The sequence below is a fragment of the Pseudomonas sp. CFBP13509 genome (assembly GCF_005233485.1).
GTDB lineage: Bacteria > Pseudomonadota > Gammaproteobacteria > Pseudomonadales > Pseudomonadaceae > Aquipseudomonas > Aquipseudomonas marginalis.
The window spans coordinates 1-26,473 of sequence record NZ_QGAA01000014.1 but is presented as its reverse complement, the minus strand read 5'-3'; the positions used below and the strand labels follow the sequence as shown (position 1 = coordinate 26,473).

At 61.4% G+C, this 26,473-nt stretch carries 20 protein-coding genes and 2 rRNA genes; 7 read left to right on the top strand and 15 right to left on the bottom strand.

Features of this window, described 5'->3' with window-relative positions; genetic code table 11:
- Positions 1-2 precede the first annotated feature (2 nt).
- From PspCFBP13509_RS22035 to PspCFBP13509_RS22025, 3 genes are read right to left on the bottom strand one after another with little or no spacing between them, the layout of a single operon-like run.
- Positions 3-2,102 carry an HlyD family efflux transporter periplasmic adaptor subunit gene (locus tag PspCFBP13509_RS22035; protein ID WP_242001086.1) on the bottom strand — a complete coding sequence of 700 codons (2,100 nt, stop codon included), beginning with the start codon at positions 2,100-2,102 and terminating at the stop codon, positions 3-5.
- Entirely contained in the window at positions 2,099-3,418 is a 1,320-nt protein-coding gene (locus PspCFBP13509_RS22030) for an efflux RND transporter periplasmic adaptor subunit (RefSeq protein WP_137212686.1), read from the bottom strand. The genes PspCFBP13509_RS22035 and PspCFBP13509_RS22030 overlap by 4 nt, the downstream gene beginning before the upstream one ends.
- Entirely contained in the window at positions 3,415-4,191 is a 777-nt protein-coding gene (locus tag PspCFBP13509_RS22025; protein WP_137212685.1) for an efflux RND transporter periplasmic adaptor subunit, read from the bottom strand. Before PspCFBP13509_RS22025 ends, PspCFBP13509_RS22030 begins: the two co-directional genes overlap by 4 nt.
- Positions 4,192-4,353: 162 nt before the next feature.
- Here PspCFBP13509_RS22025 and PspCFBP13509_RS22020 point away from each other — a divergent pair, with 162 nt between their 5' ends.
- The gene (locus tag PspCFBP13509_RS22020) at positions 4,354-6,516 is read left to right on the top strand and encodes an outer membrane assembly lipoprotein YfiO (protein ID WP_074848300.1); all 2,163 of its coding nucleotides are present in this window, start codon (positions 4,354-4,356) and stop codon (positions 6,514-6,516) included.
- Complete coding sequence (locus PspCFBP13509_RS22015) at positions 6,513-7,217, top strand: DUF3142 domain-containing protein (RefSeq protein ID WP_074848298.1); 705 nt, start codon at positions 6,513-6,515, stop codon at positions 7,215-7,217. Before PspCFBP13509_RS22020 ends, PspCFBP13509_RS22015 begins: the two co-directional genes overlap by 4 nt.
- Positions 7,218-7,415: 198 nt before the next feature.
- Here the strand turns inward: PspCFBP13509_RS22015 and PspCFBP13509_RS22010 are convergent, their stop codons facing one another.
- The 9 genes from PspCFBP13509_RS22010 to PspCFBP13509_RS21970 form a co-directional block, all read right to left on the bottom strand.
- A complete protein-coding gene (locus PspCFBP13509_RS22010) occupies positions 7,416-7,994 on the bottom strand; it encodes a hypothetical protein (RefSeq protein WP_065924676.1) in 579 nt (192 codons plus the stop codon).
- Between the two features lie 106 nt (positions 7,995-8,100).
- A complete protein-coding gene (locus PspCFBP13509_RS22005; protein WP_137212684.1) occupies positions 8,101-9,546 on the bottom strand; it encodes an efflux transporter outer membrane subunit in 1,446 nt (481 codons plus the stop codon).
- Positions 9,543-10,598 carry an HlyD family secretion protein gene (locus tag PspCFBP13509_RS22000; protein ID WP_137212683.1) on the bottom strand — a complete coding sequence of 352 codons (1,056 nt, stop codon included), beginning with the start codon at positions 10,596-10,598 and terminating at the stop codon, positions 9,543-9,545. Before PspCFBP13509_RS22000 ends, PspCFBP13509_RS22005 begins: the two co-directional genes overlap by 4 nt.
- A gap of 15 nt (positions 10,599-10,613) precedes the next feature.
- The gene (locus PspCFBP13509_RS21995) at positions 10,614-12,149 is read right to left on the bottom strand and encodes an MFS transporter (protein WP_065924673.1); all 1,536 of its coding nucleotides are present in this window, start codon (positions 12,147-12,149) and stop codon (positions 10,614-10,616) included.
- 235 nt (positions 12,150-12,384) lie between these two features.
- The gene (locus PspCFBP13509_RS21990) at positions 12,385-13,305 is read right to left on the bottom strand and encodes a LysR family transcriptional regulator (protein ID WP_027608061.1); all 921 of its coding nucleotides are present in this window, start codon (positions 13,303-13,305) and stop codon (positions 12,385-12,387) included.
- 59 nt (positions 13,306-13,364) lie between these two features.
- Positions 13,365-14,213: an ABC transporter permease gene (locus PspCFBP13509_RS21985; RefSeq protein ID WP_065924672.1), complete on the bottom strand. Its 849-nt coding sequence runs from the start codon at positions 14,211-14,213 to the stop codon at positions 13,365-13,367.
- 12 nt (positions 14,214-14,225) lie between these two features.
- On the bottom strand, positions 14,226-15,077 hold the full coding sequence (locus PspCFBP13509_RS21980; RefSeq protein WP_065924671.1) for an ABC transporter ATP-binding protein: 852 nt from the start codon (positions 15,075-15,077) through the stop codon (positions 14,226-14,228).
- Between the two features lies 1 nt (position 15,078).
- Positions 15,079-16,104: an ABC transporter substrate-binding protein gene (locus tag PspCFBP13509_RS21975; RefSeq protein WP_065924670.1), complete on the bottom strand. Its 1,026-nt coding sequence runs from the start codon at positions 16,102-16,104 to the stop codon at positions 15,079-15,081.
- 14 nt (positions 16,105-16,118) lie between these two features.
- Positions 16,119-17,012 (bottom strand): TauD/TfdA dioxygenase family protein, encoded by an 894-nt coding sequence (locus PspCFBP13509_RS21970; protein WP_065947098.1) that lies wholly within the window; start codon positions 17,010-17,012, stop codon positions 16,119-16,121.
- Positions 17,013-17,278: 266 nt separating this feature from the next.
- Here PspCFBP13509_RS21970 and PspCFBP13509_RS21965 point away from each other — a divergent pair, with 266 nt between their 5' ends.
- The 5 genes from PspCFBP13509_RS21965 (at position 17,279) to PspCFBP13509_RS21945 (ending at position 23,876) form a co-directional block, all read left to right on the top strand.
- Positions 17,279-17,986, top strand: coding sequence for a GntR family transcriptional regulator (locus tag PspCFBP13509_RS21965; protein WP_137212682.1), 708 nt, complete (start codon positions 17,279-17,281; stop codon positions 17,984-17,986).
- 338 nt (positions 17,987-18,324) lie between these two features.
- Entirely contained in the window at positions 18,325-19,083 is a 759-nt protein-coding gene (locus PspCFBP13509_RS21960) for a DUF3050 domain-containing protein (RefSeq protein WP_065924667.1), read from the top strand.
- Positions 19,080-20,018 (top strand): diiron oxygenase, encoded by a 939-nt coding sequence (locus tag PspCFBP13509_RS21955; RefSeq protein WP_137212681.1) that lies wholly within the window; start codon positions 19,080-19,082, stop codon positions 20,016-20,018. Before PspCFBP13509_RS21960 ends, PspCFBP13509_RS21955 begins: the two co-directional genes overlap by 4 nt.
- The gene (locus tag PspCFBP13509_RS21950) at positions 20,015-23,392 is read left to right on the top strand and encodes an amino acid adenylation domain-containing protein (protein ID WP_137212680.1); all 3,378 of its coding nucleotides are present in this window, start codon (positions 20,015-20,017) and stop codon (positions 23,390-23,392) included. Before PspCFBP13509_RS21955 ends, PspCFBP13509_RS21950 begins: the two co-directional genes overlap by 4 nt.
- 19 nt (positions 23,393-23,411) lie before the next feature.
- Positions 23,412-23,876, top strand: a complete 465-nt coding sequence (locus tag PspCFBP13509_RS21945; protein ID WP_065924664.1) for an SRPBCC family protein — start codon at positions 23,412-23,414, stop codon at positions 23,874-23,876.
- A gap of 38 nt (positions 23,877-23,914) precedes the next feature.
- Here the strand turns inward: PspCFBP13509_RS21945 and PspCFBP13509_RS21940 are convergent, their stop codons facing one another.
- The 3 genes from PspCFBP13509_RS21940 to rrf (PspCFBP13509_RS32250) all read right to left on the bottom strand — a co-directional run.
- Complete coding sequence (locus PspCFBP13509_RS21940) at positions 23,915-25,795, bottom strand: methyl-accepting chemotaxis protein (RefSeq protein WP_027608051.1); 1,881 nt, start codon at positions 25,793-25,795, stop codon at positions 23,915-23,917.
- A gap of 376 nt (positions 25,796-26,171) precedes the next feature.
- A 5S ribosomal RNA gene (gene rrf, locus PspCFBP13509_RS21935) occupies positions 26,172-26,287 on the bottom strand.
- A 109-nt stretch (positions 26,288-26,396) separates the two neighbouring features.
- Positions 26,397-26,473 (bottom strand): 5S ribosomal RNA (gene rrf / locus PspCFBP13509_RS32250); the annotation flags it as partial.

The window sequence follows — 26,473 nt, the reverse complement described above, 5'->3', positions numbered from 1 at the left end:
TGTCAGAACCCGCTTTCCCTAACCCCCAACGCTGCCACCCGTCGCCAGGCCACACCCAGCACCGACTCACGGCGCCCTTGCAACACCACCACACCGCGCAGCGGCTGATGGGGTGTCGGGATCGGTTGCACACTCTTCAAGCGAGCGCCGTATTGGGCCTGTACCGGCTCCGGACGCTGGTTTTCGTCACGGCGTACGGCTATCGGCCCATGGTGGTCGGAGGTCAGCGCCTCTTGATCCAGGTAGGCCACGCCGTTGGCGTCGATGTCGGTCAATTCCACCGCGATGGCGGCGTGCATCGGGTCATCGGCGATGAAACGCCCGGTCGCCCCCGGCGCCACGCGCCACAACTCGGCTTCAGCTACATAGCCGCGCAGACGGGCGCCGTCCGCCACCACCCGCGCCAGCGCGTCCTTGGGTGACAGCCAGCGGCCCACGCTCAACTGCGGCAGCACATCGCGCACGATGCCGGCATGGGGCGCTCGCAACAGCAGGCGCTCACGCTGCGCGGCGAGGCCACGGTACTCGGCCAGGGCCTGGGACAGTCGCTGGTCGTTGATGCCCGCGTCCGCCGCCGTTTCACTGCGCCCCGCCTGGCGGCGCATCTGCAACTGCAGGATCTCCACTTCGCGGCGCACGATACTTTGCCGGGCATCAAGGTCAGGGGATTCCAGCTCAATCAGCACCTGGCCCTGGCTCACCGTTTGCCCATCGACGACCTTCAACCCCTTGACCCGCGCCGCCACAGGCGCATGCAGCGCACTGGCGCGTCCCGCCTCGAGCATCGTCGGCAGTTCCACGGCGCTGCGCCATGGCACCACCAGCGCCAGCAGGATCAACAGCAACCCCAGGCCGGTCAGCAGCACCCTCGGCGCATAGGCCTGGCTGCGCCGGCTCCACCATTCGCGCCATTCCTTGAAGATTGGCAGGAAGATGAACCACACCAACTCCACCAGCATCAAGAAGATCCCGAGCAGTTTGAAAAACAGGTGGTACACCGCCAAGGCGATCCCCAGGAACAACGCTGCCCGCCACAACCACGCCAGGTAACCCCACCACAGCAGGCGCCGTTGCATCGTCGGTGACCAGGGCTCCGGCGCCGGCTCGCCGTAGCCGAACAGCCACTCACGCAGGCGCCAGCGGCATAGAGCGAATGCGCGACCTTGCAGGTTATCGACACCCCACAGGTCACTGATCAAAAAATAACCATCAAAGCGCATGAACGGGTTGAGGTTGATCGCCAGGGTGGTCAGCCACGTGGCACTGGCCAACATGAACGCCGCCGTGCGGGCCGGGCCGTCCGGCAACAGCGACCAGGCCAGCAGGGCGACACAGGCGAGCAACAATTCGGCCATCACCCCGCCCGCGCCGATCATCAGGCGAGAGCGGCGATCATTCACGCGCCAGGCGTCGCTCACGTCGGTGTAAAACATCGGCAGCATCACCATGAACGCCACACCCATGCTCTGTACCCGGCAGCCGGCGCGCTTGGCCATGAACGCATGGCCGAACTCATGGCACAGCTTGGCGAAAAACAACGCGGTGCCAAAGGCCAGGGCGCCCCCCAGGCTGAACAGGTGCGGGAAGGTCGCCAGGAACCGCTGCCAGTCCCGCGCGACCAGAAACACGCCGAACCCCAGGATGATCGGCAAACCACAGCGCAACAGGCCCGGCCCGAAGCGCGCCAGCCACGGCCATGCCCGGTTGAGAAAAGCGTCCGGACGCCACAGCGGGATGCGGAAAAACAGGTATTGGTGCAGCAGGACTTTCCCCAGGCTTTGTTTCTGCGCGGCGGCTTTATACAGGTAGCTGGCCCGTTGTTCGGGGTCGAGGGCGGCGATCAGGTCGTGGGCGCGTAGAAAACTCAGCAGTTCATCTACCTCGCTGCCGCCCAGGGGCAGGCCCGGCTCACGGTTGGCGGCTTGCAGGACTTTTTCCGGGTCGCCCAAGGCCCAGTGGCGCAACAGGCGGATGGCGGTCGCACCGAGCTTGAAATAGCGCCCGCGCACCGGATCGGCGAGGGTCCAGCGCGGCGAACCATCCAGCGCGGCGCCGGCGCTGGACAGTTGCAGGTCTTCGCGCAGCTTGGGCAGGCACGTCACAGGCCCACACTCTGGCGCAGACCCGCCAGCGGTCGGCGCAACAGGTACAGGGCCAGCGGCGCGCGCTCGCCAAAGACCTTCGCGGTACCGCGCAGGCCAATACGCGGCGGCGCTTCATCGAACTGCGCGTCCAGGCGATAAGCCAATTGCCCGCCCGGAGTGGGCTGGGCCTCGTAGGCGGCGCGTTGCAGGGTGGCGAGATGGCGCTGCAACGGATCGCTGTCGAGGAACAGCGCGACCTGGGCGTGCGGCTCCAGCGCAATCGCATCGCCCACCGCCAGTTCAATGCGCAATTCGGCCTGGGTCGGGTCGGCGATCTGCAACAGGCGCTCGCCGGTCTGCACCGGTTTGCCGGTCCAGCGTTCGGCGTCGGCGAATACCGCGATACCGTCGCGCTCGGCGTGCACTTCGCTGCGCTTGAGCAACTCGCGGGCATAGTCACGTTCGGCACGTTTTTGCTCGACCCGCGCGGCCAGCAGGTCGATGCGCGAACTGGATTCGGCATCGGCAAAGGCACGCTGGGCATTGGCCTTGAGTTCCGCTTCGGCCACGCCCAGGGCGCGCGCGGCCACATCGGCCTGAGCCGTGAGGGTGGTGCTTTCAAAACGCAGCAGCAGGTCGCCGGTCTTGACGACCTGGTTGGGTTTGACCAGGAATTCGGCGATCACCCCGTCCAATGGCGCTGCCACCACCTGCCCGGCCAGCGGCACCACTTCAGCCGGCGCCAATACCGATTGGCGCACCGGGATCAGCAGCGTGAGCAACAACGCAACGCCCACCAGCACCTGGCGCTTGCGGGTCAGGCGCAGCCGCCACGGCTGGCGCGGTTGCAGGGCGAGCCAGGCATGGCTGCAAGTATCGCCCCACTGCGCCAGCAACACCTGCTCGGCGGGTTTCCACGGCGTGTCCCGCGCCAGCCACAAACCACCGAACACGCGGCCTTGCGGGTCGATCAAGGGCAGCCAGAACACATGGCCGGCGGACAGGCTTTGCCAGTCGGCCTGCACCTGGGCGCTCAATTGCTCGGCCGGTACCACCCGTGCGTCCTGGCTCAGCGCCTGCTTGTGCAATTGCGCCACGGCCTGCTCGACGAACGCCACAAACGGCGCATTCGGGTCGACACTGCTCACCGCCGTCACCGCCCGCACCTTGCCGGCGATCAGCAGCGCCGCATGGCGATAGCCGAACAACGGCTGACCGTCGTTGACCAGGCCGTAGGCCAACTGCTCGATGGTTCGGGCGGCACGGGTCTGGTGCTCAAGCGCCAGAAACTGGGCGAATACCCGCTCGGTATTGCCCGGCATCGGGGCGTTCATTGCAGTTGCGCGAAGTGGGCGGTACCGCTCATGCCCGCCATCAACCCGGTAGCATTGGTCACAGCGGCAACCAGTAAGAGCGTCTGGCTACCTTCATCGATGCGGGCGCCGAGACGTTTGACGGTGGCGTTGAACGCCTGGCCGGTTTCATCCGGGGTAAAGCTGAAGGTCTGGCCGGGCTTGAGCTTACCCATCCAGCGCGACGGCACCAGCAGGTGGATTTCCAGGCTGCGGTTGTCGACGATTTCCAGCAGCGGCGCACCCGCCGAAACACTTTCATAACGCTGGACCTTGCGCTGCACCACCTGGCCGTCATACGGCGCCAGCACGCTGCAGCGCTTGACCTGCACCTGGTAGACCTGGGATTGGGCCTGGGTTTCGGTGAGCTTGGCTTCGGCGCGGGCCACTTCAAAACGCCCGACGGAATTCAGTGCGGCCAATTGCTTGTTATGGGCCAGCTCTTCACCGGCACCACGGCTGGCGGCTGAAGCCGCATTGAGTTGGGCCTGGTAGGCCGAACAATCGAAGCGCGCCAGGGTGTCACCCTTCTTGAACGACTCGCCTTCGCTGAACGGCAGGTCGACAATGCGCCCGGATAATTCGCTGGCCAGCATTGCCTGGTCGCGGGCACGCAATACGCCACGGGCTTCACTGTCGGTGCTGGCGGCGGTCGTTGTGGAGGGATGATCCAACAGCGGATCGTCGGCCATGGCCATGGTTGCCACACCCAGCACACAGGAAAAACTTAACATCCATTTACGTAGGTGCGTCATGCGCATGCTTCTCCCTGAAGATCACCGCAGTCTAGGGCAGCAAGATTTAATTGCCACTATTCCCGCCCGACAAATCAGCAATTTGTGTAGGGCTTCACCGAAGCCTGCGTAGGAACACGTTATGATTGCCGCCCTCCAAGGACCCAGGATCAAGGACACGTCATGCGCATCGGTTTTCTATCTCCCCTCGCACTGGCCCTGCTGGCCGGTATTTCCCAGCAGGCCCAGGCCAGTTCCGACGATTCGTGCTACCCCGATTGGCGTGTCTCGCGTGACAGCCTGGACCCTTGTAACAACGTGCCGTTCCTGAGCCCAGGCAATGACAGCCGGGCCAACCTGCGCCTGTTGCTGGCCGACAAAAAGGCCGCGCCGTTGGCGCCCAAAGCGTTGAGCGAAGATGACCTGGCCCAGGGTTTCGGCCCGGTGCCGTTCCCGGTGTATCGCCTGGCCGCTGCCTCCAGCGCAGAGACTGAGCCCGACTCGGACGATTCGCCTACTGCCGAACTCGACACCCTGCTGACGCCCCTGGGTATCAAGCGCGAGGAATACAAAACCGCTGGCGAAGCGTTCCTCAATGGCGAAGGCAGCCGCTGCCGCAGCAACGACGATGACAGCGCCACGGCGTTTATCCGCCAAGTGGTCAAGGCCGACATGCCGGCGGACGAGCGCGCGCTGCTGGCAAAGGCGCGGCTGCAACTGCTCACCACCTGCACCTGGGATGGCCCGGTGATCGCCGAAGCGCAGCAGATCCAGTCAGCCGGCGGCCAACTGTTTCGCACCTACCTGCAAGCCGCCGCCGATTTCTACAGCGGCCGCTTCGCCGAGGCCGCGCAAGGCTTTGCTGGCGTCGGCAGTGCACAGTCGCCGTGGCTGAAGGAAACCGCGCTGTACATGACCGCCCGCACAGCGCTCAACCAGGCCCAGGCCAACACCTATGACGAAGACGGCGTACCGCACCTGGACCGTGTGGATAAGCCCGCATTGGCCACGGCCGAGCAGGGTTTCAACGCCTACCTGAAAACTTACCCACAGGGCGAATACGCGGCCTCGGCCCACGGTTTGCTGCGCCGGGTGTACTGGCTGGCCGATGACAACACCCAGCTCGCCGACGCGTTCGCCTGGGCACTGACGGCCACCGACGAACAGCGCAATGTGTCTGAGGATGAGCTGGTAGAAGAAGTTGACCTCAAGCTGTTGATGGTCAACAGCGATACCGTCAAGACCCCGATGATTCAGCTCGTCAGCGACCTGATGGTGATGCGCGGCGGCAACCAGCCAGCCCTCAGCCGCGCCGACCTCGAGAAGCAAAAGGCCGCGTTCGCCAGCGAGCCAGAGTTCTATGACTACCTGCTGGCTGTGTGCGCGCTGTACATCGAGCATCAACCGGACGCTGCCTTGAAGCAGTTGCCGCAAAGCGTGCCGTCGAGCCTGAATTACTTCGCCTTCAGCCAGCAGACCCTGCGCGCCCTGGCCCTGGAAGCCAAGCAAGACTGGAAAGGCGCCGAGGCCTTGTGGCTGCAATTGTTGCCACTGGCAAAGCTGCCGTTGCAACGCGACCAGTTGGAGTTGGCACTGGCCATGAACTACGAGCGCAGCGGCCAACTGGCCAAGGTGTTCGCCAGCGATTCGCCGATCAGTGCCAGGCAGGTGCGCTACATCCTGCTGCGCAACGTTGCCGGGCCTGAACTGCTGCGCCAGCAGATCGCCCAGGCGAGCGATCCGCTGGAACGCCAGACCGCGCAATTCGTGCTGCTCTACAAAGACCTGCTGCGCGGCCAGTTCGCCACGTTCGCCGAGGACCTCAAGCAACTGCCGGCCCAGGCCCCCGAGGACAAGCTGGGCACCAGCCTGGGTTATGTCTACAGCGCCAGCCAGACGCTTAAGCTGTTCCAGTGGAACGGCGACAAGGCCGAATCCGGCTACGCCTGCCCCAGCATCGCGCAAACCGCAGCGACCTTGCAGACCGACGCGAAGAACCCCCAGGCCCTGAACTGCTTCGGCGAATTCATCCTGCGCAACAACCTGGACGGCATGCCTCTGGAGCAGGCCCGCGCCGCCGGCAGCCTGGGCAGCACCGCCTCGGACTTCAAGGGTGAAACCTTCTCGCGGCTCGACGGTTACCAACAGGTCATCGGCAACGCCAAGGCGCCGAAAAACGACAAGGCCTACGCCCTGTTCCGCGCCATCAACTGCTACGCGCCGGCCGGCTACAACAGCTGTGGCGGCAAGGACGTCGAACCCGGTGTGCGCAAAGCCTGGTTCCGCCAGCTGAAAAGTGGTTTCGCCGACACCCAGTGGGGCAAATCGCTGCAGTATTACTGGTGAAACACCTGTGGCTGGGCTTGCTGTTGCTGGCAAGCCCGGCATTCGGTGCCGTCGATGCCCGCGACTACGACGCCTTCTGGCTGTGGAGCGGCGTCACGCCGCAGCCGGTACTCAAGCAGGCCAAGACCCTGTACATCCTCCAGGGCCAGATCAACGCCACCCGCCGCGCGCCCCAGCGCGGTGTGCAGCTGATCGCCCAAGGCATCAGCGTACCGCGCCTCACCCGCGGCGACGTCTGGGTGGTCTACCGCGCCCACACCCTGCACTGGCCCGAACAGGTCTATACCCAACTGCTCGGCCAGGTACAACGCTGGCGCGACGCAGGCAACCCAGTGGTCGGCATCCAGATCGACTTCGACGCCCGCACCCAATACCTGCACGAATACGCCGACTTCCTGCGCGACCTGCGCCAGCGCCTGCCGGCCGATCTGAAACTGAGTATCACCGGCCTGATGGACTGGAGCAGCAACGCCGACCCCACCGCCATCAGCCAGCTCAAAGGCGTGGTGGATGAGGTGGTGGTGCAGACCTATCAGGGCCGCCAGAGCATTCCGGATTACGCGGCGTATTTGCCACGGATGAACCGGATGGGGCTACCGTTCAAGATCGGTTTGATTCAGGGTGGGGAGTGGGAGGAGCCGGGGTATTTGCAGGGGAGTGAGTGGTTTCGGGGGTATGTGGTGTTTTTGCAAAACCGTTGACATGAGTGTCAACCCTGTGCAGGAAAGTGTCCTCTGTCCGCGGACAGAGGACACTCGCTTTTGGAGCCCCATGAAAAGTCAAGACATCGTCATCCTGTTCAAACTGATCAGCCTGGAACTACAGGAAGGTTGTTCAACGCAAGACGTTGTCATCTTTATGCTTTTGCAGTCTTAAAAAACACTGCGCCCTGAGGACAATCACGACAGCCCTTGCTCGTGAAACGCCCCTATAAAGCCCAAGCTCCACATGCCCAGCCCGATAACGATCCAGATTGCGTTAGCCCAAGTCAGGCGATTGTTCGCCTCGCCATCTGTGTCGCCCTCGATCAGGTTCACCGCGCCTTGCACCTGCACGAACAGCGCTACCTGCACGATCATCAAGCACACGCTCAACTTCATTGCCGTCATGGCGGTGACGAAAAAAACGTAGGTAAAGGGTAACAACCCACACGCAATAAGCCCCAGCGCCATGGCTCGCGGCCACCAGCGGTACGGCGTACCGTCAAGCGCCAGTTTCTGCCTGATTTTCATCACCAGCGAATACAGAAAAAACACCGAGAAGAACGCTCGCACCAGCGGCAACACCTTTGCGCCAGTAGCCCGCCGATAGCAGGCCCACTGCTGGTAACACCAGTAGAAGAGATAAAAACCTTGGGACAGCAACACCATCAGGACCAGCTTGCGCGGCGCGACCACGAAGAATGTAGGTTGGATGGCGGAGACTGGAGTGCGCAGATCAGCTTGTGGAGGCGCGTAGGGGTTTTCGATGACAGACATCGGAAAGACTCACAGGTAATAATCGGACTGAAAGCTTAACGATCAAGGTTCACCAAGGTTTAAGGCAGCAAAAATCAAGAACGGTCCTACATCGGATACTCCAATTTCAATGCTGAGCCATTGCCACTGGGTAGACCGACTCCCACCCGCCCCCCAACGCCTTGTACAACCCCACCATCGCCAACGACACCCCGGTAGAACTCTCGACCCACTGCTCCTGCGTGGCCAGCAGCGCGCTTTGCACGGTGAGCACGTTGACGAAATCCACCACGCCTTCAACGTATTGGTGCTGTGCGGTGGTCAGGGCGATCTGGTTCTGGCGCACGGCTTCGGCGAGGCTGTCGCGGCGCAGCTGGCTGGCGTTGTAGCGGGTCAGTTGGTCGTCGATTTCATGCCAGGCACGCAGCACCGTTTGCTGGTAGGCCAGGGCCGCTTCCTGTTGCTGGGCTTCGCGCAGGTCCAGCATGCCTTGCAGGCGGCCGCCGCTGAACAGCGGCAGGCTCACTTGCGGGCCGAAGGCAAACGCACGAGAGCCCCAGGAGCCGAAATCCGACAGTTGCATGGCCTGGGAACCGAGGCTGCCGGACAAGGTAATACGCGGGTAAAAATCGCCCTTGGCCACGCCGATGCTGGCGGTGGCGGCGTGCAGGCGCGCCTCGGCCTGGCGGATATCCGGACGGCGTTCGGCGAGCTCCGACGGCAGGCCGATGGCGACCTGGCGTTGGGCCTGCGGTACGGCGGCGTCCTTGGACAATTGCGCGTGCAGAGCCTGGGGTGGCTCGCCCATCAACAGGCTGAGGGCGTTGATCAACTGGTCCTGGCGTTGCTGCAGATCCGGCAGCCGCGCTTCGATGGCGGCGACCTGGGCGGCGGCTTCGGCGACATCGAGGTCGGTGGCCACGCCGTCTGCCAGGCGCAGTTGCGAGAGCTTGAGGCTGTGGCGGGCGACGTCGAGGTTTTGCTCGGTCACCGCGCGGGTGTTCTGTACGCCACGCAGCTGGATGTAGTCCTGGGCGGTCTCGGCCAGTACCGACAACAGCACGGCGCGGCGGTCGTTTTCCGCCACTTGCAGGGTGGCATCGGCGGCTTCGGTTTCGCGTTTGACGCGGCCCCAGAAGTCCAGCTCCCAAGACGCCGAGAACCCCGCGTCCCACTGGTTGAACGCGGAACGGCCGTTTTCGCCGGAGGGGTCGTTCAAGCCTTTGCCGCTGTTGCGTTTGCGCTGGTAGGCACCCGTGGCGTCGACAGTGGGATAACGCTCGGCGGTGGTCACCTGGCGGACCGCACGGCTTTGTTGCAGGCGGCTGCTGGCCAGCTTCAGGTCGAGGTTATCGGTCAGCGCGCGGCGAGTGAGGGCCGACAGTTGCTCGTCGTGGAACACGTCCCACCAGCGCTCTTGCAGCGGATCACTCACTGCTCGGCTGGCGGCTTGTCGCCCTTGAGGTTCGCTCCACCGCGTGGCTTGCGGCGTGTGCGGGCGCTGAAAATCCGGCCCGACAGTGCAGGCACTCAGGCTGATAACACTCAGGGTGAACCAGGCAAGGTGTCTCATTGCTGGGCCACCTCACGCTGCTTGACCGGCTGCGTGTCGACGCTGGCTTCAACCGACATGCCGACCCGCAGGCGCTCGGTCAGCGGTTGGTTGGGTTCGAGGACGATTTTCACCGGGATACGCTGCACCACCTTGGTGAAGTTGCCGGTCGCGTTGTCCGGCTTGACCGATGCGAAGGTCACACCCGTCGCCGGTGCGAGGCTCTCCAGGTGGCCGTTGAGCAACTCCCCGTCGAGGCTGTCGACCCGCACCTGCACGGCCTGGCCCGCGTGCATATGGGACAGCTGGGTTTCCTGGAAGTTGGCGACCACGTAGGCCTCGGCCAACGGCACCACCGCGAGGATCTTGCTGCCAGGGGTCACATAGGCACCGACCCGCACCGCACGCTCACCAACCATGCCATCCACCGGCGCGACGATGCGCGTGTAGGACAGCTGATAGCTGGCCATTTCCAACGCGGCCTGGGCACGCTTGAGTCCACCTTCGGCTGCATCGCGCTGGGCCGTGAGGATTTCCACCTGCTTACGTTCGGCCGCCAGCACCGCGGTGGCGTTGGCCAGGCGCGCGTTGGCCTGGTCGATGCGGGTCTTGGCTTGCTGGGCGTTCTGCACGGTACCCGCGCCCACGCCGGCGAGGTGGTTGTAGCGGTTCAGTTCATGTTCGGCGAAGGCCACTTCGGCGCGGTCTGCCGCCACGGTGGCCTGGGCCTGGGCGATCACCGAGGTTTGGCGCTCCAGGGTCGCGGTGGCGTTTTTCAGCTGGGCCTGGGCGACCAGGGTGTCGGCGTCGGCGGCCTGGGCGGCGGCGCGAAAATCGCGGTCGTCGATCAGCGCCAACAGTTGGCCGGCCTTGACGCGCTGGTTGTCTTCCACCAGCACTTCCTTGATAAAGCCCGCCACACGTGGCGCCACCAGGGTGAAATCGGCGGCGACGAAGGCGTCGTTGGTGGCCTGGCGCTTGTTGCCCAACAGGCCGGGCGCGACCAGGTACACCAGCACCCCGACAGCAAACACGGCGATAACGGAGACGGCGATTTTGTCTTTGCGTTTCATGGGAAGTCCTTGTGGCTAGGTCGGTGCGCGAGGCGGAAAAATCCGCGTGGGCATCCAGAAAATCAGCAGGATCAACGCCACCGCGACAGCGGCCATGACGTAATAGAGATCCGAAGAAGTCAGCACCACGGCCTGCTCGTGCAGGCGGTGGGCCAGGCCCGGCGCATCGCCGTCGGCCAGCGGCGAGTTACCCAGGCGGTCCACCAGCATGGTCGAGTGAAAGTGCAGGCGCTGGGTGGTCAGCGCATCCAGCACGCCGGTGGCAATCACGGCGGCCAGGCCTTTGACGGTGTTGAACCAGGCCGAGGCGAACGGCCCATCCGCCGGTTGAATGCTGCCGGTGGAGAGCATCAACAGCGGCAACACGGCCATGGGCTGCCCGAAGATTTGCAGCAGGTACAGGCCGTAGAAATCGTCGCGAATCCACGCCGAGGTCAGGTGCGCGCTGCCCACGCAACACAGCACCAACATCCCCAGCCCGATCCCCAGGACCCAGCGGCAATCGACCCAGCGCAGGTTGCACAACGCCGCCACCAGCGGCAGTGCGATCAATTGCGGCAGCGCCATCAGCAGCATCACCGGCGCGGTTTGCAATGGGCGATAACCCTGGACCTGGGCGAGGAAACTCGAGGGGATGATGATCACCGAGGTCAGCACCATCAGCACGCCTGCCAGCACGATCAGGGCAAACGCGAGGTTGCGCAGGCCGAGCATCTGCAACTTGAAGAACGGCATCGGGTGCGACCATTCATTGAACATGAACAGCACCAGCAGCACGCTGCCGCCGCACAGCAGGAAGGTGATCAGGCCCGACTCGAACCAGTCCAGGCGATTGCCCTGCAGAATGCCGATCACCAGCATGCAGATCGCCGGAAAGCCGAGCAACAGGCCGCGCCAATTGAATTGCTTGAAGCGCTCCAGGCGCAGCGGGTCTTGCGGCAAGCCGTAGGCCACGGCGGCCATGGCCAACAGACACGGCCCGACGATCTGCCAGAACGCCCACTGCCAGCCGACATATTCAGTCCACAGCGCCGCCAATGGCGTGCCAAGGCTCGGCCCGAAGGTGGCGGTAAGTGCGTAGCCAGCCAGACCATACAGCTTGACGTTGGCCGGCAGGAAGCGCAGCGCCACGGTCATCAGCATCGGCGGTAAGGCACCGCCGGCCAGGCCTTGGACGGTACGCAGCAGCAGCAGGCTTTGGTAGTTCGGCGCAAACGGGCACAGGATCCCCAGTGCGGTGAACAAGCCAATAGCGCACAGGGTGAAGCGCCGCAGGGAAAACGTCACCGAACACCAGGGCGCAAAGGCCATGGCCGACACGGAGGTGGCCGTGTACGCGGCCACCAGCCAGGTGCCTTCGTCAAAGCCGATGTACAGCGCGCCGCGAATATCCGCGAGGGCCACCTTGGTGACCATCTCGTTGAGGCCGGACACCAGCACCGCGAGCAACACGCCGACCAGGCCGATGATGATGCGCGGGCCAAATACAGGCGGGGTGATGGCGGTGGGTCTGGCTGCGGCCGCAAGGGTGGGGGCAGCGAGGGAAGTCATGAACAGGCAGCTCGGGATTAGAAATACCCGAGCAGTTTAATCAGGCACATGCATGACAAAAAGTTACTTATTGGCAGCTTATAACTGCACCACACACAATCCTGAAACCGGCACAAATCTACATGTGGGAGGGGGTTTACCCCCGATTGCTGTGTGCCAGACACAGATTTTCTATCTGATCCAACGCAATCGGGGGCAAGCCCCCTCCCACATTTGCCCTGTGTACGCTTGATGTTTAGGTGGGTTGAGCTTCCAGCCAGGTGGCGTGGCAGCTCTCACGCATCGTCTCGCGCAGCCACTTATGAGCCGGGTCTTTGTCGAAGCGCGGGTGCCAGGATTGGGCCAATACCAACGTCGGCAGCGAGATCGGCAACGCAAACGCGCGCAGTGGCAGCTTCAAGCGGTTGGCGCTCAACAGGGCTTCCTTGGGCACCGGCAGAATCAGGTCGGAATCGGGCAACATGAACATCGCACCGTGAAACCCCGGGGCGATCATCGCCACCCGCCGCTCCAGGCCCTGGGCATTCAACGCGGTGTCGATCGGCCCACGGGCGATGCCACGCCGCGAGATACTGATATGGGAATAGCTGGCGAAGCGCGCGGCGGTGATCTCGTCGTCAAACAACGGATGGTCCTCCCGCGCGAGGCCCACGAAGGTGGTGGAAAACAGGTTCTGCACCTTCACTTCCGGGGTGACCGGCATGGTGTTGCTCACGCGCAGGTCCAGCCGCCCTTCACGCAGCGCTTCATCATCGGTGTCGCCTTCGGGTACGAAACACAGCTCGCACAGCGGCGCCATGCGCTCCATGGTGTCAAACAGCCGACCGCCATACACGCCGATGAAAAAGTCATTGGCGCGCACACTGAAGCGACGGCGCAAGGTGCTTAAATCAACCTGATCCGCCGAGCGAAACAGCAACGCCGCCTGCTCCACCACGTTGCGCACCTGGCCTTGCAACTGCAAGGCCTTGGGCGTCGGCACCAGGCCGCGACCGGCGCGCACCAGAATCGGGTCGCCTACCGCTTCGCGAATACGTGTGAGGGTACGGCTCATGGCCGCCGGGCTGAGGTTCATCCGCCGCGCGGCGCCCACCACGCTGCCCTCGTCGAGCAAGGCGTCGAGGGCGACCAACAGGTTCATGTCGGGTAGTTGCATGCCAAGCACTCGTGATCAGTCGGGAGTGAGCTGGCCGCAATCGTAGCAGGCTGGGTGTATCAGCGCTGCATGCCCCAACGCTTCACGGTGAGCCGCTCGAAGGTATCAAACACCAGGTTTTCCACCAGCAGGCCGATCAGGATCACCACCGCCAGGCCGGCGAATACCTTGTCGGTGTACAGCTCGTTGCGGTTCTGGAAGATGTACCAGCCCAGACCGCCCTTGCCGCTGGTCGCACCGAATACCAGCTCGGCGGCGATCAGTGTGCGCCAGGCGAAGGCCCAACCGATTTTCAGCCCGGCGAGGATCGACGGCAGTGCCGCCGGGATCAGGATGAACAACACGAAACGCATGCCCTTGAGGCCATAGTTGCGACCGGCCATGCGCAGGGTTTCGGACACACCGAGAAACCCGGAATAGGTGTTGAGCGCCAGCGCCCACAACACCGAATGCACCAGCACGAAAATCAGGCTGTTCTGGCCCAGGCCGAACCACAGCAGCGCCAGCGGCAATAACGCAATGGCCGGCAGTGGGTTGAACATCGAGGTCAGGGTGCTCAGCAGGTCACGGCCCAGTTGCGTGGACACCGCTAGGGTGGTCAGGGCAAACGCCAGCACGATACCGATCAGGTAGCCCTTGATCAGCACCACCAGCGAGATGCTCACCTTGCCCAGCAGTTCGCCACTGAGCAGGCCGTCATAGAGCGCGTGAAAGGTCTGCAGGAAACTCGGCAGCAGCAGGTCGTTGTTCTGGTAGCGCGCGACGGCTTCCCAAAGGATCGCGAGCACGATCAGGATCAGGCCCTTGCGCAGCCAGCCTTGCTGCCACAGGCGTTGGCGCAGGGGCAGTTCGCGTTCAATGGGGACACTGAGCAGCGGCTCAAGGTTGATTTCGTATTCCTGGCGCATTGGGTTGTCCCCTTAGTAAGCGATGCGGATGTCGGCGAAACCCAACTCACGTTCGGCCTCGGGCGCTTCATCGAACAACAGGCGATGAATCCGCCGCGCCGACGCCTGGAACTCCACGCCACCGAGGCTGTGCAAGTCGTATTGATGGCTGTGGATTTCCGCGCGCACGCGCCCCGGATGCGGCGACAGCAGCAGGATGCGATTGCCCACCACCAGCGCTTCTTCGATGGAGTGGGTGACGAACAGCAGGGTGAAGCGCACTTCTTCCCAGAGCAGCAGCAATTCTTCCTGCATCTTGCGTCGGGTCAGGGCGTCGAGGGCGGCGAAGGGTTCGTCCATCAGCAGGATCTTCGGCTGCATGGCCAGGGCGCGGGCGATGGCCACGCGGGCTTTCATACCGCCGGAAAGGGTGTGCGGGTAAGCGTCGGCAAAGGCGCAGAGGCCGACTTTGTCGAGGTAGTGCAGCGCCCGTTCTTCGGCTTCGCGACGCGGCAAAGTTTTCGACGCCAGCAGCGGAAACATCACGTTCTGTTTGACGGTTTTCCACGGCGGCAGCTGGTCGAACTCCTGGAACACCACGATGCGGTCCGGGCCCGGCTGTTCGACCTTTTGCCCCAGCAGGCGGATCTCGCCTTCGCAGGGTTTGATAAACCCGGCAATGGACTTGAGCAGTGTGGATTTGCCGCAACCCGATGGGCCGAGCAACACGTAGCGATCCGCCGGGTCGATCTCGAAGCTGACTTGGTGAGTGGCGCGCACCACGCGCTCGGGGGTGCGGTATTCCAGGCTGACGTTATCCACCGCCAGCAATGGTGCGGCGGTGTGCAGGTTGCTGGCCGTGTGGCCTTGCAAGGGCGCGTTCATCTCAACTTCCTTGCAGGGGCTTGGCATCCTGGAAGAAGTAGTCCTTCCACGATTCAGGCTTGTTTTTGATGGCGCCGACACGGTAGAGGAATTCCGCCAGCGGGTAGGTGTTTTTTGGCGTGACGCTGAATTCGAACTGAGGGTTGTCGATGATTTTCAGCAACTCGGCGCGGTCGATCTTGGCCTTGGTGACGCGAATGTAAGTGTCGGCCGCAGCGCCTTTATCGTTCTGGGCGAATTGCGCGGCTTCGGTCAGCGCCTCGACAAATGCCTTGTAGGTCTTCGGGTTGTCGTTACGGAATTTCTCGGTGGCGAACAGCACCGTTGGCGAGTTCGGCCCCAGCAGGTCGTAGGTGTTCAGCACCACATGCACGTTAGGGTTGGCCAGGGCCTGGTCCTGGAACGGCGGGTTGGAGAAGTGCCCGGTCAGTTCGGTGCCGCCGGCGATCAGGGCAGCGGTGGCATCCGGGTGCGGGACGGCGACGGTGTACTTGTCGAGGCGATTGAATTCCTTGTCGCCCCATTGCTTGGCGGCGGCGTATTGCAGGAAGCGCGACTGCACCGACACGCCCACCGCCGGCACGGCGATACGGTCCTTGTCGGTGAAGTCGGCAATGGTCTTGACCTTGGGATTGTTACTGACCAGGTAGTAGGGGAAGTTGCCCAGGGAGGCCACGGCCTTGACGTTCTGCTTGCCATGGGTGCGGTCCCAGATGGTCAGCAGCGGGCCGACGCCGGCACCGGCGATATCGATCGAGCCGGAGAGCAGTGCGTCGTTGACCGCTGCGCCGCCGGACAGCTGGGTCCAGTCGACCTTGATGTCGAGACCTTCCTGCTTGCCGTATTTTTCGATCAGGTTCTGGTCGCGCACTACGTTAAGCAGCAGGTAGACGATACCGAACTGTTCGGCGATGCGGATCTCGCCTTCGGCCTGCGCAGCCGTCGGCGCCACCAGGCTGCCGGCCAACAGGCTGACACCGAGGCCGACGGTCGCGGCCAGCCGTGCAAATGGGGTTTTCCTGGACATGGTCATGCTCCGAATCAGAAAGGCGCGTCGCCCTGGATGGTGGTGCGAAACAGTTTGCGGCGCAGATGGCTCGGGCAACCGGCGGCCAGGTGGATCAGCGAGCGGTTGTCCCAGAACACCAAGTCGTGGGGCTGCCATTGGTGGCGGTAGATGTTGTGCGGCAGCACACTGTGGGCGTAGAGCTGGGCCAGCAGGTCGCGGCTTTCGTCTTCCGGCAGGCCGACGATGCGGGTGGTGAAGCCTTCACTGACGAACAGCGCCTTGCGGCCGTTTTCCGGGTGGGTGCGCACGATGGGGTGAACCACTTCCGCGACTTGGGCAAGCTGCTCGGGCGTCAACGTCGGACGCCAGTTGCCTTCGAATTTGGTTTCGCTGTAGCGCGCGGTATAAGAGTGCGCGGCACTGCGGCCTTCAACAGCTTTGCGCAGGTGCTCGGGCAGTTGGTCCCAGGCTTTGTGCATGTCGGCAAACAGGGTATCTCCGCCTTCCGACGGCAGCTCCTGGGCGTGAAGCATCGAGCCCAGGCTCGGCAGCTCTTTATAGGACAGGTCCGAGTGCCAGAATTTGCCTGCGTCACCCAGGCCTATGGATTGGCCGTTTTCGATGATGTTGGAGACGATCAGGATTTCCGGGTGGTTGGCCAGCAGGAACTGCTTGAGCACGTGGATCTGCAGGACGCCAAAGCGGCGGCTGAAAGCGATCTGTTGTTCGGGGGTGATGCGTTGGTCGCGGAACACCACGACGTGGTGATCCAGGTGCGCGCGATGAATGCGGGCGAAATCCTGGTCGTTGACTGGCCGGGACAAATCCAGGCCGACAATCTCGGCACCGACGCTGCCGGGCAGTGGTCGAATCTCGAACGTTTGGGCGGCAAGGGTCGCTGTTGGAACAGTAGAGGTGGCGGACATGAGTTCACTCCCGGTCAGACAGGAGAGTGACTTTATAGATATAAGAACGGCAATTTAAATACCGTTAAAGAATATCTATATGCGGTAATGTCGCAACACGTCAGTGGCGTGTCAGACTCGGCAAAACCCGCGCGTGGGCCGCCGGAGCCGCGCGTTGAAACGCTTACAAGCCGAAACCGTGCCCGTTTGACAAGCCCTATGGGCAGCCTCTAGTGTGCATTGGATCCAATTAGCACCCCTATTTTAATAAGGAGGATAGCGTAACCGTGACGCAGAAGCCGAACCCGTTGAACAGCATCAAGATCACCGGCCCTATTCCCGCCCATCTTGCTCGCTCCGTGATTGAAGAAACCTTGCGCAATGCCATCCTTGATGGCCGCTTGCCCTGCGGTACCGCCATGCGCCAGCAGGAGCTGGCCAGCCTGTTCGGGGTCAGCCGCATGCCGGTGCGTGAAGCCTTGCGTCAGTTGGAGGCCCAGTCACTGCTGCATGTAGTCACCCACAAGGGCGCCGTGGTTGCACCGTTGATCGAAGACAATTCGGCTGAGACCTATGAGCTGCGAATGTTGCTGGAGTCTGAAGCGCTGCGTTTGTCGATTCCCTTGCTGACCGAAGCCGATATCGCCGAGGCAGACACGCTCATCTGTGCCCTGGAACAGGAAAAAGACTACACCGAGATTGGCCGTCTCAATCGCCTGTTCCACATGACCCTGTATGGCAAGGCCCCCAACCAGCGGCTGCTCAAGCTGGTGGAGCACGGACTGAATGAGGAGGAGCGCTTCCTGCGTTTCAACCTCGAGGCGATGGGGCTGGGCGAGACTTCCCAGGAAGACCACCGTGAACTGCTGAACCTGGTGGCACAAAAGAAGGTCGAGGAAAGCATCCTGACGCTGCGTAATCACTTGATGCGCGGGATGGAAGTGATCACAACCTATCTCAATGACCTGGACGCCGCCGCAAAGAAGACGCTCTAACAAGGCGTCAGGTCGCTCGGCTTGCCCGTCGAGCACTGCGGGGTGCCCTACCTGGCCAAGTAGCGCCCCGCGCAGAAGAAACTTCCCACTCTTATAAAGTAAGTTACCGACAGCTTATATTATTTAGAAAAACATCTAATGCATTCATATACTCGCCAACTTGTTTAACCCGCTTATTATCTTTCATCACTAAACCAGCCACTTAATTCGACCGTGCAGTCCCACTTGCGTGAGCGCGCGTGCGCGCAAAGCCTGGTTTACATCTTTCTTATCTTTTTGCGGCATACAAAAGCCCAACGTTGTTTTAGCGGCGACGCAATAATTTATAGGCATCAACTATGTACCCACCTTTACTGGAACAAAGAAAACGGCTGTTGTGCAGCCATCCGTTATTTCTGGAAATAACTTCGCTGGAAAAGTTACGACTATTCATGGAAAACCATGTATTCGCTGTCTGGGACTTCATGACGCTCACCAAACGCCTGCAGCAGGACCTGACCTGCACTCGCCTACCCTGGCTGCCACCGGCCGACCCGCAAGCAGCACGCTTGATCAATGAGATTGTGCTGGGCGAAGAATCAGACTCACACCCCAGGCAAGGCCATTGCAGCCACTTCGAGTGGTACCTGGAAGCCATGGTCGAAGTCGGCGCCAGCACCTCGGCGATACACCGTTTCATTGCACTGCAGCACCAGGGCGTGGAAGCAAGCACGGCCCTGCGCATGGCCGATGTTCCTGCTGGGGCCGCGCGCTTCGTCAGCGCCACGCTGCACATTGCGCTGCAAGCCCCTACCCATTGCGTAGCAGCTGCATTCCTTCATGGGCGTGAGCGTGTCATCCCAAGTATGTTCGAACACCTCCTGCAGCCCGATACGCTCATCCATCGCCAGGCACCAGCCTTGTGTGGCTACTTCAGGCGCCACATCGAGTTGGACACTGAGCATCACGGGCCAGCAGCTGAAGAACTGCTCGAACGCCTGGTGGGTGCAGACCCGGCTTATCCGCAACAGGCCCATGACGCAGCCCTTGCCGCCGTAGAAAGCCGTATCACGTTCTGGGACGAGGTGCGCGCCGCGCTGCACGAGGTACACCCATGAATACCGCCGGATACACCACCATCGCCGACGACTGGGAACGCCGCGCCACCATCCGAACCCGCCCTCGTCGCCTGTTGGAAGACGACGACAAGCTGATCTACCCACTGTGCCGTCAGCCCTTGGTACTCAACGCGACCTTCATGGAACATTGCTCGCAATGGCGCGACTTCGTGCTGGTGCAAAGCTTCTATAAGTTCATCCACGATGTGGTGATTTTCGAAACCGAAATCGTCGACAAGACCGCGCGCAGCATTGCCAAGAATCGCTTCTCGCTGCCCTTCCCGCTTGCCTGTCGCGTTGATGCGATGACGGTTGTGGTGGACGAGGACTACCACGCCTTGGTGGCCCTGGATTTCATGCAACAGACTGTCACAATGACGGGCATACAACCGATTGACCTGCCCGGGCATATCGAACTGAGTCGCGCGCTGCCGGCGGCGCAGGCGCAGGCTCCGGAACACCTGAGCGACGCTGTGGAGCTGATTGGCGTAGCCATCGCCGAAAACACCGTGACCCACGATGTCGCAGCGTTTTCCAAGGACCGCAGTGTCAAGGCCTCCATACGAGGCTTGATGGACGACCACCTGTTTGACGAAGGTCGCCACGCGCAGTTCTGGACGCGGCTGGTGCGCATCTACTGGCAAGCCGCGAGCCCGGATGACCGTGACAGCATCGCTCACGTACTGCCGACATTCCTGACGCATTACCTGACCAACGACCTGCAGAAAAACTTCGACCTGCGCCTGATCGAACACCTGGACATCAGCGAGCGCCTGCGCGGTGTGCTGCGCGATGAAATATCAGCGCTGGCGTTCCCCATCACCCGCCAGCACCCGTTGATGGGCAATATCATGGGCTTCCTGCAACACAGCGGCTTGCTGCAAACGCCGAGTGTGGGGCAGGTGCTGAGCGACTACCTGTCGGTGTCGCCATGAGGTGCCTGACCATCGGCTGGTGCGGCACAAGCAAGGCACTGGGCGAAATCAGGCCAATGCTGGAACAGTACGGCCATGTTTCAGGGGATGAGGCCACCGACCTGTGGATTGAAGACGGCAGCCTGCCGTTGCCGGATGACGTGGGCGAAACCACCTGTATAAGTCTGCGCCTGGGGATTGGCCCGTTGAGCGACGGTGGGTTGTCTGCGCTGCAAGTGCGCGCCTATGACCATGGCCGACGCTTGTTCGCCGTGCTGGACATCGCCGAGGAGCCCAGTGGCAACGGCCAGCGATTGCGTCGGCAGGCAACAACCGCGCTGGTGGATTGGGTCGCACTGCTAGTCAGTGGCTTCTCACGTGACCCCGAGTCTCTCTCTACACGCGCGATTGCCACTGACTGGCCCGAGCACGGCCTGCACGGGCTTGAGCCGTTGGCATTTATGCATCGATTCAATCGTACGGCAAACCCTGCCCTGATCCAGGAAGCCCAGGTACCGGTGATCGAACGGGTGCAGGCCAGCCTTGTCCTGTTCGCCGTCCGGCCGGCGCTGAACATTGCGGGGCACACCGTGACCTACCGCCAACTGCACCTACAGGCCATGGCGATTCAGCTGCGATTGCGCCCGCTGCTGGAGGCGCTTGAGGCGCCACCGGTGATCGGTGTATGCCTGGAAAAATCCGTGGAATTGTATGCCAGCATTCTTGCCGTACTGGGCAGTGGCGCGGTGTACCTGCCACTGGGACCTGATCAACCCACACAACGCCATCGGGCCATGCTCGAAAACGCTGGGGCCCACGTATTGCTGGATGCCGGCCAACATCCATTACGGGAGTGTTTCATTTCACTGGATGTCAGCACAGTCGAGGCGCACAACGCCAACTCCTCATCCTCGCTGATGCACGATCGCCCCTGCTCGGATATGCCGTGCATGGTGCTCTATACATCGGGCAGTACGGGCCAGCCCAAGGGTGTGCTGCTCAGCCAAGGTAACCTGGCGCATTTCACCGCTTGGTTCGGGTCCTGCATGAAACTGGATGAACGGAGCCGCGTCCTGCAGTTTTCGCCCTTGGGTTTCGACTCGTCATTGATCGAAATCTTCCCCGCCCTGATTGCCGGCGCCGAGTTGATCGTACCCAGTGAGGAGCAGCGACGCGACCCTGGGCAACTGGTGGAATTGCTCCGCCGACAACGCGTCACTCATGCCTTCCTGCCGCCTGCGCTGCTCAACATCCTGCCGCCGGATCCCCCCCTCGGCCTAACGCATCTGCTCACCGGTGGCGATGCCTGCGAACCCCATGTAATCGAGCGGCTGGCAGGACGGTGTCAGTTGCACAACCTCTATGGTCCCACCGAAACCACGGTACTGATTACGCACCGGACGTTCGCCCCCGATGACAATAATCGTAATGTCGGCTACCCCATCGCCAATAGCCAGGTGCTGATCCTCGATGACGATCTGCAACCAGTGGATGAACAGGTGATGGGCGAGTTGTACATCGTCGGGCCCGGAGTGAGCCTGGGGTATGTGAATGCGCCGCGGCAGGCTGACAGCCCGTTCGTCGAACTGCTGGTGCCGGGCGGCCAAAGGCTGCGGGCCTACCGCAGCGGCGACTTCGCGCAGTGGACCGCCGCAGGGATTGTGCTGGGTGGGCGTCGCGACGATCAGGTAAAGATCCGCGGCTTTCGGGTCGACCCCCGGGAGATTGAACAATGCCTGCGCAGCAACAGGCTGTATCGCGAGCTGGCCGTGGTGATCGACCATGAAAGCAGGATCTGCGCCTTTGTCGCCCAGCCCGAACTCAACGCTTCGCTGGTGGCCTTGCAGCAGCATGCGCGCCAGTGGCTACCGGACTACATGCAACCTGGTTTCTGGGTGGAACTGCCAGCCATGCCGCACAGCGACAACGGCAAAGTCGACCGCAAGGGGCTGCTGTCGCGCCCCTTCCTCCCCATTTTGCAGGCCACTCCCGGCGCCGCGCATACGCCGCTTCAAGCGCGATTGAGCGACCTTTGGGGTGGGCTGCTGGGCTTGCCCACCCGCCAGTTGCCCATCGATGAAAGCTTCTTTGCACTGGGCGGCCATTCGATTTTGCTGTCGACGCTGTTGTTGCGCGTTCGCGAGCAATTTGGCCGTAGTTTCGCGTTGAGCCATTTCATTGAAGTACCGACTATTCGTACGCTCGCAACGCTGATGGAGGATGGTGAACTGCCAGACGCATCCTCTGCCCAAGCGGCCATGGACGCTCAACGGGAGTGGGAAATCAATCCGTTGCAAGGGGACCGCGCAGGCAATCCGCACAAGGTGATCGTGACGGGGGCCAACAGTTTCGTCGGCGTCCATATTGTCGAGGCGTTGTTGAACGCCGGTGCCACCGAGGTGGCGTGCCTGGTGCGTGACTTGCCGGGGAGTCCTGCGATGGCTCGTTTTACCCAGGCGTTGCGTGACTACCAACTGGAACATCTGGACTTGAGCCGCGTACGAGTATTCGCCGCCGATGTCAGCCTGCCGCGATTGGGTTTGGCCTGTGACGCGTATGACGCACTCGCCGCAGACTTTGGCGCGCTGGTGCACAACGCAGCACGGGTCAACCACGTGCTGGACTACGCCTCACTGGCCAGGGACAACGTCGACCCCATATTCGAATGCCTGCGCCTGTGCGAAACCCGCTGCAAGAAAGTCTTCAACTTTGTATCGACGTTGTCGGCCGCCAGCAGCATCGGCACGACGGGGCATGTGCTCGAAGCTCCGGCGGCAGCCACCCTGCCGCTGTACATCCGAAATGGCTACAACCTGTCCAAGTGGGTCGCCGAGCGGGTCCTGGGACGTGCAGTGGAGCAAGGAGCCTGGGTGAACATCCATCGCCCTGGAAATATCAGCTTCAACAGCCATAACGGTATCTGCCAGCCACAAAAGAATCGCCTGATGTTGATGCTCAAGGGGTCGCTGCAGTTGGGCTTGCTGCCGAGGTTGGACCTGAATTTCGACCTGATGCCCGTGGACTTTCTGGCTCGCTTCATTGCGTTCCACTGCAATCGCTTTCAAGCCGATAGAAGCGTATTCAACCTGCATAACCCGCAACCACTGAGCTGGGAGCACTACCTGGATGCATTCAACCGGGTGGGCCACCGGTTCGAGCGGGTCAGTACTGCGCATTGGCAGCAGGCGCTGCGAACGGTAAGCCAGGACAATGCGATGTTTGGTGTACTCGGGTTTTACCTTGATCGACTGGATGAAGACATCGGTGACACCTCGATGATCCTCCATGACAACGCGCAACGCGGCGTTCAGCAGATGGGTGAGCAATACCCCGAAAAAGACCCGGCACTGCTGAGTAAAGGCTGCAACTACCTCAAGGCCATCGGCTTTCTTTGAACCGCTTCAGGACAACTTCATGAAACCGCTGCAACCCGATACGTTAATTCATAACCCTAGCGGCCAGCCGATAGTGTCCTCTGTGGTGATCGACTGCCATGCCAACCGTCTATGGAACATAGTGGGGCAGTTTGCAGGCTTCGATGCGTTCATCCCTTCCTTGACGCATATCGAAATGACCGGCACCGGAGTGGGCGCTTTACGCACGAAATTTTTCCGCGATGGCAACCGCGTCGTAGAACAACTCAATAGCCGGGATGAGCAAGCGATGCACATGACCTGGACCACGATCTACAACACCCTGGGCGTGGCCAGGTTGTGGGCAGCAATCAAAGTGGAAGCGCTTGGAGCACACTGCTCCAAGGTAACCTGGACTATCATTGCCGACCCCCTGGAGACGGCACAGGAAGGATTTGAGCAGTTTGTGCAAGGCTTCGCAGACAGCGCGCTGGACAATGTTCGCCGCTTGCTGGGTAAGCAGTAGGAGCGAACCGGCTCGCTCCTACTCGTACACTCAGCGGCTCAGATCTTGAAGCTATCGACCAGCTGCTTCAACCGATTGGCCTGTTGCGACAACGCATCGCAGTCTTTCAGGGTTTCGTTGAGGTTGGTCACGCCCTGCTGGTTCAGCAGGTTGATCTGGTTGATATCGACGTTGAGGGTTTCCACCACGGCAGTTTGTTCCTCGGTGGCCGCAGCGACGGACTGGTTCATGCCGTCGATCTCGACAATTCGCTGCGTTACGCTGACCAGGCGCTCACCGGCCTGGTTGGCCACCTGGACACTTTCCTCACTGGAGGTCTGGCTGGCATTCATGGTGGTCACTGCTTCACGCGACCCCACTTGCAGCGAAGTGATCATTTTATGAATCTCCTCAGCCGACTCCTGGGTACGGTGAGCCAAGTTACGCACCTCGTCGGCGACCACGGCAAACCCGCGTCCGGCTTCCCCGGCACGTGCTGCTTCAATCGCAGCGTTCAGTGCCAGCAAGTTGGTTTGCTGGGAGATGCCTTTGATCACATCAAGGATGTGGCCGATATTGTCGGTGCTGGCGTTCAGGGTTTCGATCTGAGTGCAGGACAGGCTGATTTTCTGCGACAGCTCCGACATTGCCAGGATGGTTTGCTCGACCACTTTACGCCCATCATCAGCCTGCTCGCTGGCACCGCTGGCGTGCTGTGAAGCATCGGCGGCGTTACGCGCGATTTCCTGGGTGGCAGCCCCCAGTTCGTTGATTGCGGCGGCCACGCTGTTGGTGCGTGCGCTTTGCTCATCAGAACCGATGATCGAGGCGTTGGATGACGCCATCACACGCTGAGACAGGTCATGCACCTGACGTGTTGCAGAAGACACTTCGGAAATCGAGGCGTGGATTCGCTCCACGAACCGGTTGAACGCACTGCCCACTTCACCGAACTCGTCTTTACTGGTGACCGTCAAGCGGCGGGTCAGGTCGCCCTCACCTTGGGCAATGTCCTGCATGGCAATACCCATGGTGGTCAGGGGCCGCAGTAACACTTGAATTAGCAGGCTCAAGAGCACGGCAATCGCGACTACGGCGATCAGCATGGCGATCAATGCAGACGTACGGAATTTGCCCAGCGGTGCGTAGGCTTTGTCTTTATCAATCGACAGGCCGATATACCAATCTGCCCCGGGCAAGCCACTGATAGGTGTGAACGACAGGATGCGATCCTGGCCCTTGAGAACTACGTCCTGATTAACTTTCTCAATACGGACGTTAGTGCCTGGGTAGATGTCCTTGAGGTTTTTCATCACCTGGTCTTCGTCAGGACTTACGATGACTTGGCCGTCGCCGCTGACCAGAAACGCATGGCCGATGCCGCCGAAGTCCACCGAATTGATGATTTTCACCAGGGTTTGCAGGCTCAGGTCTCCGCCGACCACGCCGAGCAACTCGCCGTTCTTTTTCACCGGCATAGCGATAGTTACGATCTGCCCACCCACGGCGGCCATATAGGGCGGCGTGAGCATGGGTTTATCCGCAGCCACGGCTTGCTTGTACCAGGGACGCTGACGAGGGTCGTAGCCGTCAGGCATTTTTGCGTCCGGGCGCTGGGTGAACACACCGTTGGTTTGGCCAACGTAGGTGAACTGGAAGTTCGAGGTGAACGCCGGTTGATCGACCAACCCTGGAAGATCAGCAGCACTACCCTGATGGGCAACGTTTTGCGTCAGACTTTCGAGCACCAGTATTCGACCGCTAAGCCAGTTCTGCACACTACTCGCGGTGAGCTCACCGGACTGCTGGATAGACGACTCCAGATTCTGTTTGATGGTGCTGCGCTGCAGGTAATCGTTGTAAAGCGTGAATAACGCGAAGGCCAGAACCACAACGCCTGACGCGGCCAACAGAATTTTATGACTGAATTTGAGATTCATTTCATCGACTTCTTTTTGCCAAATGGGGGTGAGCGTGCCGAGAGGAACATTCCATGTAACGGTATAGGCGGCGTCTCGGGCCGCTCTATTTCGGTGCACGCATGGCTCATCAGGCTTTCGGCCAAGCTGAAGGAAAGCTTAGGGAATTGTGGGATGAATCGCCCTTTTACGTAGGAAACCGACCAAAGGTTGTCGTACAAGATTTAGAAGTAAAAATTCTTCCCTACTACCTGCGTCGTGCTCTTAAAGCAGGTCAGTGCCATGAACATGATTTTGGAGTTGGGTAGGCGTAGTTGCTGCTCGCTTACAGAGTTCATAAACCCTCTAAACGACAAAACCCCTGTCTGCATGAGCAGACAGGGGTTCTGGAATTTAATCTTGACGATGACCTACTCTCACATGGGGAAACCCCACACTACCATCGGCGATGCATCGTTTCACTGCTGAGTTCGGGATGGGATCAGGTGGTTCCAATGCTCTATGGTCGTCAAGAAATTCTGTGTACCGGAGCGTTGCTTTAGCAACGTGCCGATGAAATTCATGGACTTCTACATAAACGAAACCCCTGTCTGCGTTAGCAAACAGGGGTTTCGGAATTTAATCTTGACGATGACCTACTCTCACATGGGGAAACCCCACACTACCATCGGCGATGCATCGTTTCACTGCTGAGTTCGG